Source organism: Streptomyces sp. Q2 (assembly GCF_056820935.1).
Map to the genome: position 1 here is coordinate 28,670 of NZ_JBXEJE010000054.1, position 10,083 is coordinate 38,752.

The 10,083-nt window shown below is 66.5% G+C and carries 4 protein-coding genes and 3 pseudogenes; 3 read left to right on the forward strand and 4 right to left on the reverse strand.

Annotated features, from left to right (window positions below):
* Window positions 1-2: 2 nt before the first annotated feature.
* A pseudogene (locus ACWBNA_RS41200) lies at window positions 3-1,127 on the reverse strand (FG-GAP repeat domain-containing protein); the annotation flags it as partial.
* Here ACWBNA_RS41200 and ACWBNA_RS41205 point away from each other — a divergent pair.
* Window positions 1,126-6,606 (forward strand): annotated as a pseudogene (locus ACWBNA_RS41205) (polymorphic toxin-type HINT domain-containing protein); the annotation flags it as partial. The pseudogenes ACWBNA_RS41200 and ACWBNA_RS41205 overlap by 2 nt on opposite strands.
* Window positions 6,607-6,611: 5 nt before the next feature.
* Window positions 6,612-6,962 (forward strand): DUF7674 family protein, encoded by a 351-nt coding sequence (locus ACWBNA_RS41210; protein ID WP_482709719.1) that lies wholly within the window; start codon window positions 6,612-6,614, stop codon window positions 6,960-6,962.
* A 473-nt stretch (window positions 6,963-7,435) separates the two neighbouring features.
* Here ACWBNA_RS41210 and ACWBNA_RS41215 read toward each other — a convergent pair whose 3' ends face one another.
* Window positions 7,436-7,762, reverse strand: coding sequence for a DUF397 domain-containing protein (locus tag ACWBNA_RS41215; RefSeq protein WP_482709720.1), 327 nt, complete (start codon window positions 7,760-7,762; stop codon window positions 7,436-7,438).
* A 10-nt stretch (window positions 7,763-7,772) separates the two neighbouring features.
* Window positions 7,773-8,624 (reverse strand): helix-turn-helix domain-containing protein, encoded by an 852-nt coding sequence (locus ACWBNA_RS41220; protein WP_482709721.1) that lies wholly within the window; start codon window positions 8,622-8,624, stop codon window positions 7,773-7,775.
* Between the two features lie 236 nt (window positions 8,625-8,860).
* Between ACWBNA_RS41220 and ACWBNA_RS41225 the strand changes: the two are divergent.
* Window positions 8,861-9,342 (forward strand): annotated as a pseudogene (locus ACWBNA_RS41225) (ATP-binding protein).
* A gap of 180 nt (window positions 9,343-9,522) precedes the next feature.
* Here ACWBNA_RS41225 and ACWBNA_RS41230 read toward each other — a convergent pair.
* Window positions 9,523-10,023: a hypothetical protein gene (locus ACWBNA_RS41230; protein ID WP_482709722.1), complete on the reverse strand. Its 501-nt coding sequence runs from the start codon at window positions 10,021-10,023 to the stop codon at window positions 9,523-9,525.
* Window positions 10,024-10,083: the final 60 nt, after the last annotated feature.

Sequence of the window (10,083 nt, forward strand, 5' to 3'; positions counted from 1 at the left end):
GCTCACCCGATGGCGGTTCGTGTCGCCCAGTAACTCGCCTTGGAGATGATCTCCGTGCCGGACCCCGACAAGGCGGTCTTGCTGCCCGGGTGGAAACGTACGGAGCCGTCGGCGCGCACGGCCCATATGTCGGGGACGGAGTCGCCGTTGGCGTCCGGTGTGCCCATCAGCAGCGGGATGGCGTCACTGCCCCAGCCGGAGGCGCCGTACTCGGTGTCCACGCCCCCCGCGGAGTTGGCGGCGGACCCGAAGGAGTTCAGGTCGGTTCCGCCACTGCTCGCGGCGATGCCCCTGCGCAGCAGGAGCCGTCCGGACGAGTCTGTGCGGTAGACCATGTCGGCGACGCCGTCACCACTGACGTCCATGACGGTCACCAGATCCCGGTCGGTCCAGGCCGAGGCGGACAGGCGGATCGCCTGATCGACCGTCGCCCCGTGGTAGCCGGTCAGCGCCCACAACTCGTCGCCGACGGTGGCGAGGAAGTCGGTGCGGCCGTCGCCGGTGATGTCGCCCGCGGCGACGATCTGGGTGAGAGCGGAGGGGCTGGGTGCGCCCGTCGGCAGCAGGATCTCCTGGCGGCGGTCGATGTTGACGGCACCGTAGCCGTCACCCGGATACACCCAGAGCCTGCCCCCGACCCGGGCGACGAGGTCCTGGAGGCCGTCGCCGCCGTAGATGTCTCCGTTGTGGGTGATCAGCGCGTCCTTGAAGTGGCCGCCTGGCGCACTGACATAGGGAGGCAGATCATCCCCGTTGGGATCCTTGTCGGGGTTGGCGCGGTAGGCGCCCGACATCGCGTACTGGAGGTCGCCGGTGCCCTTCTCCAGGTCGTTGATGGTGGCATGGGAGGGATACAGGACGAGGTTGCCGGCCTCGGTGACCACCATCATGTCGGGCAGCTGGTCACCCGTGAAGTCGCCGGCCTTGTCGGCCTGGTCGCGCGGGGTGACGTAGAAGAAGTACTTGGTCGGTTCGGAGACGTTGTCCGAGCTGTCGACGGCACGGACGTAGAGCACGTTGGGCCCGGCGGCCGGTGGCTTGGCGTTGCCGATGGTGCCAGTGACGCTGGTGGCCGCGCCGTTGGTGCGGGCAAGGCTGCCCGTGTAGGTGGGCGAGTTGTAGCCGTACGACCGTTACGCCTACCCGGCCTCCATCGAGTACGGCATGCGCCCGGCCGGCCTGACCAAGCCGTCGGCGACCGTGGAGTTCGGGACCAAGCAGCGCTGCCTCAAGTCGGACACGGCGTGCACCGCGGCCAACTTCGCCAAGACCGACGACCCAGGCGCCTACCGCCCCTGGTGGGACACCCCCGGCAACCTCAACTGCAAGTCCACGTCCAAGCTCTGCCCGCCGTTCCCCTCCTTCTGGACGCAGCTGCGCCTGGACACGGTGACGACGAAGGCGGCCCGCGCCGGGCAGACCGGTCTCGGCCCGGTCGACAAGTACACGCTGCGCCAGTCCTTCCCGGAGGACTGGTACGACAGCGCCCCCGGCCTGTGGCTCAACTCGATCACCCGCACCGGCTACGCGCCCGGTGACACCACCGGCACCCTCCAGTCCAAGGACGGCATCAGTTTCGCGCACTACACGGTGGGCGCCACCTCACCCCTGCGCACCCGCCTGAAGGACCGCCAACTGCCCAACCTCGTCCTGACCGGCAAGAGTGACCAGCGCCCCGGCTTCACCCGCCCCCGCATCGGCACCGTCTCCACCGAGTACGGCGGCGACATCGAGGTCGAGTACACCGGCGGCTGCGCCACCGAGCCGTCCGAGGACAAGGGCAAGAGCAACGGCACCTGCTACCCGGTGCGCTGGTCGCCGGACGGCGACGAGAAGACCCCGGCGAAGTCGTGGTTCAACAAGTACGTCGTCGCTTCCGTCTCGGAGATCGACAAGGTCACCTCGCACGGCAGGCCGGTCGTCAGCCAGTACGCGTACTCGGACCCGGCCTGGGCCAAGAGCGACGACGAGTTCAGCCGCCCCGCCCTGCGCACCTACAGCGACTGGCGCGGTTACCGAGAGGTCAAGGTCACCAAGGGCAGCAAGTCCACATCCGAGGTGGGGATTCCGCAGACTCAGTCGCAGTCCGCGACGCGGTATTTCCAGGGCGTCGGCGGTGAGGTCAAGGACTCCACCGGCACCTACACACTGCTGTCGGACGACGCCCCGCAGTACGCCGGCATGACCGCCGAGTCCATCACCTACGTCGACTCCGACGGCGCGATCCTCAAGCGCAGCCTGAACTACCCCTGGTCCAAGCAGACCGCGTCCCGCGCCAGGGAGAACGAGGACGCGACGACCGCGGACCCGCTCCTGGCCCACCGCCTCGGCGTCAAGCGGACGGACGAGATCCAGCACGTCGGCACGAGCTGGAGGGCCGTCCGCACCCTCACCACGCCCGACGACACCTACGGCCTCCCGATCCAGGTGGAGACGGCGGTCGTCAAGCCGAGCGGCTCCTCCGAGGTGCTCTCCGACCAGACCTGCACCAAGACGTCGTACCTGCACAACACCACGGCATGGCTGATCGGCCTGCCCAAGGAGCAGCGCACCACGGGCACTTCCTGCGCGGGCTACGACACGGCCGATCCGGCGACCAGGCTCAAGTCGTCGGCGCAGTACACCTACGACAACCTGGCCTACGGCGCGACCCCGACCAAGGGCCAGGTCACCTCGGTGGCCGACATCAACGGGGCGGGCACCGCACACTCCGTCGTCACCGGGACGACGTACGACGAACTCGGCCGCGTACGCACCATCACCAAGCCTGGTGCGGGCGTCACCGAGACGCAGTACACGCCTGCGGAGGGCGGCCCGGTCACGGCGACCAAGACGATCAACGCCCAGGATCGTGCCGTCCTGACCACCTACGACCCGGGGCGTGGCCTTCCGCTCACGGTCACCGACGCCAACAACCGGGTGGCCCGCACCGAGTACGACGCCCTCGGCCGCCTGGTGAAGGGCTGGTCCCCGTCGCGCTCATCCGGTGGCAAGTCGCCGAACGTGATCATCGACTACCAGCCGGCGGTCGCCTCCGCCAGCGAGAACCGTCCGGCCGCGACAGTCGTCGACACGCTCAAGGACGACGGCTCCTACGCCCGTGACATCACCCTCTACGACGGCCTGACACGCGAGGTCCAGAAGCAGACCGAGGCCCACGGTCCCGGCCGGATCATCGTGGACACCGACTACAACGACCAGGGACTGGTCTTCAAGAAGACCGGCGGCTACCTCGCCAAGGGCGACCCGAGCACGGAACTCTTCGCGCCCAGGTCCACGTCGCTGATCCCCATCTCGACCCAGTACCGCTACGACGGCCTGGGGCGCGAGCACCGGGCGTCGGTGTACCACAGCGGGGCGTACAAGTACGAGACGTTCCACTGGTACGACGCGGTCAGCACGAAGGTGAACCCGCCGGGCTCGACGGCCCCGATGACCAGGACGTACTTCGACGCCCTCGGCCGGGTCACCTCCCTCAGGCACTTCACCCAGGACGCCTCCAGCACGACGGCGGGGCGCACCACCACCTACGAGTACGACGCCCGCGGCAACCGCAACAAGGTCACCGACCCGGCCGGCAACGTCTGGTCGTACACCTTCGACGCCCGCGGTCGGCTGACGTCCTCCACGGACCCCGACACCGGCACCACGGACACCTGGTACGACACGGCCGACCGTCCCAACCGGGTCAAGAACGCACGCGCTCAGGAGACCTTCACCGAGTACGACGTCCTCGGCCGCGTCAGGTACGTCCGGCAGGGCTCCGCCACCGCGACTCCGGTCAAGGAGTACAAGTACGACGGTGCCGCCGGCGGCATCGGACAGCCCTCGGAGTCCATCCGCCACACGGACACCGGCGACTACGTCAACCGCGTGACCGGCTACAACGCCGACTCGCAGATCACCGGCAGCGAGACGGTCATCCCGGCCAACGCGATGACGACGGGCCTCTCCGGCACCTACTCCTACGCGTACACCTACACGCCCACGGGCAAGCCGCAGTCGGTCACCCTTCCGGCGAAGGGCGGCCTGGCCCAGGAGAAGGTCGTCACCCGCTACAACAGCGACGGCTTGGCGGAGTCGACGTCCGGCCAGAGCTGGTACACGGCCGACGCCACGTACTCGCCCTACGGCGAGGTCCTGCGCACGGTCTCCGGCTCCCAGCCCTACCGGGTCTGGACGACCAACTTCGTCGACCCCCACACGGGCAGCCTCCAACGCACCGTCGCGGACCGCGAGACGGCGGGCCCGCACCGCATCACCGACAGCTATTACTCCTACGACGCGACGGGCACGATCACCTCCAACACCCGCCAACTCGGCGACGCCACGGGCGCCTGGGACACCCAGTGCTTCACGTACGACGTGATGGGCGAACTGGCGCACGCCTGGACGTCGAAGGTCACCCCGACCGGCACCGGCACCGGCACCGGCTGCAAGTCGGCGAACGGCACGACGTGGGGCCCCCGCACCACGTACGCGGCCTCCTCGGGCCCGGTCACGGACGCCCCGGACGCGGCGGCGGACGCACTGTCCCCCGACGCGTCCCTCACCTCCACGCTCGCCGCGGCGGCCCCGGACGCGAGCACGGTGGCGACCGGCGCGACGGCCTACCGCCAGTCGTACACGTTCGACTGGATCGGCAACCGCGCGTCGATGACCGAGCACGACCCGGCGGACGCGACGAAGAACGTCACCTACAAGTACGGCTACGGCAAGACGGTCACCGGCGACACCATCGCCCAGCCGCACACGATGACGTGGACCACCTCCACCCCGGACGGCAAGGGCAGCGCGTACACGTACGACGCGACGGGCAACACCACGGTCCGCGACCTCTACGACACCACGCAGAACCTGGTCTGGTCACCCGAGAACAAGCTCGACTCGATCACCGACGACGGCACGAAGACGACGTACGTCTACGACGCCGACGGCAACCGCCTGCTGGAGAACTCGGCGACGGGCTCGACCCTGTACCTGGGCGAGACCGAGCTGACGACGAACACGACGGGCACCATCACCCGAGCCTCACGCTCATACGCCCAGGCCGGCGCCCCGTCGGTCGTCCGCACGACGAGCAACAGCGCGACGACCGGCCACAAGCTCAACGTGATGATCGCCGACCACCTGGGCACGGCGAACACGACGGTCGAACTCTCCGGCACCCAGCCGGTGACCCGCCGCGCGTTCAAGCCGTACGGAGAACTGCGCGGACCGAAGCCGGCGAACTGGCCGAACAAGCGCAGCTACTTGGGCGTGGGAATCGACGACGCGGCAACCGGCCTGACGCACATCGGAGCACGCGAGTACGACCAGGGCACAGGCCGTTTCATCTCTGCCGACCCGATCATCGACATCGCGGACCCGCTGCAGATGAACGGGTATTCCTACTCCCGCAACAGCCCCATTTCCACATCCGACCCCGACGGCCTGAAGCCCGTCGGCGTGTGCGAGAACGGGAGCTGCGATCCGAGCACCAAGGAGTGGTTCACCCAGAATGATCAAGGGCACTGGGTGCACCACATGGTGGAGACCGATGTTGTGAGCCGCGATGACGGATCCACCCTGTTCACGTACACATACAGTTCAGGCGGAACCAAGAACAAGGCTCACGTCACGGTCGGCAACTATGGCGTCTACTACGGCATCGCTCCCGTAGGCGAGAACCTGAAAAAGAGGCAAGCGAAAGACCTGTTCGACTTCTTCGTGTTCGACACCGAAGAAGCCGGCGAGTGCGTGGACGACGTGTCCGTGGGCAAATGCGGGGGTCTCGCTGCCGATATTCCCTTCCTCAAGGTCTTCAAGCTGTTGAAGCTTGGGAGGCACGCGGACGAGGCGGCCGACGGCGCGAAGGTGCTCCCCGGATGCAAGTGCTTCCTGGCCGGCACGGACGTCCTCATGGCCGATGGATCAACCAAGGATATTGAGGACGTCCGGCTCGGAGAAGAGGTCCTGGCGACCGATCCGAAGACTGGCGAAACGGTGTCCAGAAAGGTCACCCGCCTCATCCGGACCGAGGGCGACAAGTACTTTAACGAGCTCTCCATCGCCACTGAGAACGGCATCGAGAAGCTCACGGCGACGCACGAGCATCCCTTCTGGTCTCCGTCCGAGCACGACTGGGTCCCGGCCGGGAAGCTCAAGCCGGGTATGACTCTGCGCACGGACGAGGGCGATACGGTCATCGTGACCGGGAACCGGTCGTTCACTAAGCAGGCGCGCACTTACAACCTCACCGTCGATGACCTGCACACGTACTATGTGCTGGCGGGCGAGACGCCGGTCCTGGTTCACAACAGCAACGGCTGTATCCTGCCAACGCCAAGTGTCTCCGATTCAAAGCTTCAGAACTTGGTTAACGATCTCTATAAGGGGACGACCAATCCGGCTCGAACTGGAGACGGTACGACGATGTCGGCGATTCGCGATGAGCTCAGCTCCGGTCAACTCGTGCACGGCCGTAACCACGTAGCTAAGGGGAATCAATACGCTAAGGCGCTGAATAAGTGGATATCGAGGAACCATAGAAACGGCGACCCGAACGACTTGATCGTGGCGAGAAGTCTACTTGCCGACCTTAAGTCAGCCCTCGCAGGGAATTGATGGAGATGAACGAAGAGCAGTTCTTTCATGGTCTCCTGCAGAACTTTCCGCAGCTTGAGAGCTTGCATGCCGAGCATGTGGAGTTCTACGAAGAATTCCTCTCCCACGTCTTCCTCGCGGACGTCGTCCGATGGGCGGTAAGTTTGTTCAGCGAGTCTGGCCAGGGTTTGACTGAGGAGACCATCGGGCTTCGATTGATCAACTTCATCGAGGATGCGTACGTCCGTGGGGATTGTGCAGTCAGGGAATTGATTAAGGTTTCGTTTGTTGAAAACCTGCCCTACCCTGGTCAAGAGGGTTTTCGTATTCATGAAAACCTGACAGGGAATCTCCGCAGGATATTCATGGATCGTTAATCCCCGCGAATGCTCGCGTCGCGAGACGTGGTTGCGTAGAGCGATTTCATCGCAGCCAATTCAGATAGCCTCAGAAAATATGAAGCCCCGCCAGGTGTGTCCTGATGGGGCTTCTGCGTGGGGTGACGGCAGTAGTGAGGACGGCAACATCAGCGGACGAAGGCGGCGCAGGGCGGCGGTTCATCGTCGTCGCCGTTGACCGTCTCTGTGGTCTCCGGGCTGCCGAGGGCGGTGCTGAGGGTGTCGATGGCGTCTCGCTGGAGGAATCGAGTCCAGCGAACGATTGGGCCGCCGCCGCTGGGTGATCGAACGCACCATGTCGTGGCAGTCCGGCTATCGCAGTGTCGGCGGGGCGATGGCGCCGTACGTGCGCTTTCACGTTATGCAGACCTGCCGCCCACCAGATGCCAGGCCTTGCGCTCGACCGGGCGGTAGTGGGACCTCTCATCAGCGTCTCCAACGGCGGCTCTCGGTCATGCCTTCGGCAGGGGGACAGCCATGCCGGGCGGAGGCCAGCGGCCGTCTTGCGGGACCGCGGCACATGCGACGGAGGCCCTACGGGGCGTCTTGCTCAAGGCGCGGTGGCCGGAAGGGCTATATCCGTGTGTTGCTGTCGTTGCACTGTGTTCGGGTCTCAAGGCTGCTATCAGTGCGCGGAGTTGGTGCGGGCTGGCGGTGAGGACTGTCTCCGGTTCGTCGCTCTCGCGGAGAAGGATCGTTCCGGTGGGGGTGGTGGCGAGATAGACACAGGAGGACGCTTCCTCGCTGTATGTGGACTTCTGCCAGCTGAGTTCGGTCATGGCTCGGCCTTCAGGTGTCTTGGGCGATGCGGTGGATGAGTTCGCCTGAGGATTCGGGGTTCAGGGTGGCCTGCTCCATGCGGTCCAGGATGAGTCGGTACTTGGCCAACTGTGCAACGGAGTCGATGAGTTCGCTGCCGTGAGCCGCGTCGAGCTGCGCCGTGTCGAGGGCGGGGACCGGACCGTATGCGTAGTCCAATCCATGGCCGACGGTGGGGAAAGCGGTGCCGTCGAAGGGGATCACCCGGAGGGTGATGTTCGGTTGCTCGCCCATCTTGGCGAGGTGGTCCAACTGGGCGCGGGCCACTTCACGGCCGCCGAACCGCATTCGTAGTGCGGCTTCGTGGATGATTGCCGTGTACTGCAGAGGCTGCTCGCGGTGAAGGACGGCCTGGCGCTTGATGCGATGGGAGATGCGGTACTCAATCTCGTGCGGGCGCAGGGCCGGGACCACTTGGCGGAAAAGGGTCCGCGCGTGTTCCGGGGTCTGGAGCAGGCCGGGGATGTTGATGACCTGGGCGACGCGTAGGGCCACCGCGTGCTGCTCCATTTCCGCGACGTCCAGGAAGCGGGGCGGGAGGGTCTCCCGGTACTCCTCCCACCAGCCCCGTTCTCGATGCCCTGTCATGGCGACGAGCGCGTCGATGAGGGTGTCGTCGGTGCATTCGTAGTTGTGGGCGAGTGTCCGGACGCGCTGTTCGCTGAGGCCGAAGCGGCCCGTCTCGATGTTGCTGATACGGGCCTGGTTGGCGCCGAGCATCTCGCCGGCCTCGCGGGCGGTGAGCCCCGCGCTCTCGCGCAGTTTGCGCAACTCGGCTCCCAGGCGGATCTGGCGCGCCGTAGGGGTCTGCCTTGGCGGCATGTCCTTCCGCTCCCTTGTCTTGCGTCGTATGCGGTCACCCACACGAGTGGAACGTCGCATGCATCCGCAGATTCTGTAGAAACCATTCTACGGATGCCTCTACGGTCAGACCCGAGCCGCTCAACCGACCTGGCCGATAAGCCGGAAGTGCACCACGCCACTCCTCAAGTGCGCGGCACCGCCACCGCCCTGCTGAGTCGTCGAGCAAACCAAGTCCCCCCACGCAGGAGGCGTTCATGGTCACCGTATCCCCGTCGGAATGCGAGACGTCCCCAACTTGGGCATACGCCCTGCAACTGCCCCACGACGCGCGCGCAGCCCGCATCGCCCGTGTCACCCTGCGAGCTGTGCTTGCCGGTCACGGCATGGACCAACTCCAGGACACCGCAGAACTGTTGGCCTCGGAGTTGGTCACCAATGCCTACCGGTATTCGGACGGCCCGGCGGCGCTGCGCGTGCGCGGACTCGGTGGCGACCGGCTGCGGGTGAGCGCTGGGACACCAACCCGCATATTCCGCCCCCGTTCGACCGGCGGTCCCGGCCCCTGTGCCCGGTCCCGGCGGAGGCCGTCGGCGGGCGTGGACTGTTCCTCGTCTGCCATTACGCGGAGAACTGGGGTGGCTATCCGCTGGGCAACGCTCTCTTCGGGCGGGGCGGCAAGCTGCTGTGGTGCGAGGTCGGGCCACCGGCCGTCGGCAACGCGAGGGCGGTCGCGTGATCGGGCTTCCGGCCCGGTCGCCGCACCGGCCCGGCACACTGCTGTCGTGGCCGAGTACGAATAGGTGAGCAGGAAGGCTCCCCTCCCGCTGCCGACGGTGATCCTCAGCAAGGCGATCGCGCTGGCCGGCGAAACAGGATCACGGATGCACTGATCCTCAGTCAGCCGTGAGGGATCGGCTCACATGCTGCTCAGCGACCGAGCGTAGTTGATCTGCCCCATGACCGCGGGGAAGGTGTGGGGACCCAGGGCCGGGAGCATCGTCGAGTGGTGCCGGCCCGCGCTCGTCACGGTGACCTGGATGTAGCCGACGGTCTTCTTCTCCTTCATCAGGAGGAACAACAGGCCGAGGAGGCAGAACACGAAGAAGAGGATGGCCAGCACGATGGCGTGCGGCGGCATCCTCTCCTCCGTGTGCGACATGTCGGTGGCGTTCCACACCGCGCCGGGCAGCGGAAGCGGGCCGGCCGGCGTGACGATCTGGTCGCCCATCACCGTGATGTCCCCGATGGCCAGCACCGGCGCACCGCCCATGGGGACCGGGGCCGCGGGCTGCTGGGGGAAGCCGTACGCCGGCGCCGGGTTGGGGTATCCGTAGCCGGGCACCGCGGGAGGCTGGGCGGGCGGTTGCCCGGGGCCCCACTGGCTGGCTCCGCTCTGGTACGGATTCGGCTCGGTCATGCTGTGGTCCCCCGTTTTCAGCTGTATCTGATCGACTCTGTGGCAGAGGGGCCGGGGGGG

Coding starts and splice junctions, on each gene's coding strand:
- ACWBNA_RS41210 (WP_482709719.1), top strand. CDS start 6,612: ATGAACGAAGAGCAGTTCTTTCATGGTCTCCTGCAGAACTTTCCGCAG.
- ACWBNA_RS41215 (WP_482709720.1), bottom strand. CDS start 7,762: ATGACCGAACTCAGCTGGCAGAAGTCCACATACAGCGAGGAAGCGTCC.
- ACWBNA_RS41220 (WP_482709721.1), bottom strand. CDS start 8,624: ATGCCGCCAAGGCAGACCCCTACGGCGCGCCAGATCCGCCTGGGAGCC.
- ACWBNA_RS41230 (WP_482709722.1), bottom strand. CDS start 10,023: ATGACCGAGCCGAATCCGTACCAGAGCGGAGCCAGCCAGTGGGGCCCC.